This is a genomic window from Mycobacterium sp. (assembly GCF_008709575.1).
Classification (GTDB): domain Bacteria; phylum Actinomycetota; class Actinomycetes; order Mycobacteriales; family Mycobacteriaceae; genus Mycobacterium.
In genome coordinates this window covers 1-527 of the sequence record NZ_VYIK01000556.1, presented here as the reverse complement: position 1 = coordinate 527, position 527 = coordinate 1, and the positions used below count along the sequence as shown (strand labels likewise).

At 67.6% G+C, this 527-nt stretch carries 1 protein-coding gene; it reads left to right on the top strand.

The annotated features are described in order from the left end of the window. Positions 1-337, top strand: a 337-nt coding sequence (locus tag F6Q13_RS20115) for a hypothetical protein (RefSeq protein ID WP_293060189.1), incomplete at its 5' end; no start/stop codon positions are given. Between the last annotated feature and the right edge of the window lie 190 nt (positions 338-527).

Sequence of the window (527 nt, the reverse complement as noted above, 5' to 3'; positions counted from 1 at the left end):
CAGCCTGTCCGGGTACCGCGACGGCCGCGCAGTCGAGCCGGTACCCGACGGCTCTTGCGACATCACCGCACATGTCGCCATCGACGCTTGCGCGGCAGCGGGAACAGCCGCCGGAGCGACGGCGACGCTGTGCACTACTCAGGGCGATGCGCTACACCGCCTCGGTGTGCGCGGTCGACGTCCACCGCTGACAATGGCCGGCACGCAACCCCTGGAATACCTGCGGCAGCTGGCGGCGGCTGCCGAAGTGGCGGCGCTGACCGAGCCCGGCGGTCTCGGGGGCTTCGGCTGGCTCGTCCAGACCACCGGCACGGCGCGCAACTCGATGTTAGCCTGAGCTGATGGAGGCGACGGTGCGGCAATTCTCTGAGACCACTTTCGCCGGTACGGTATTGCTCGACTGTGGTACCGAGGTGTCTTTCGACGGCGACGCTTTCGATCGGGATCGGCTGCGCCGATTGCGATCGGGCCAGCGAGTCCGTATCGCCATGGAAAACGGCCGGATCGTCAAACTGACGCTGGCCACC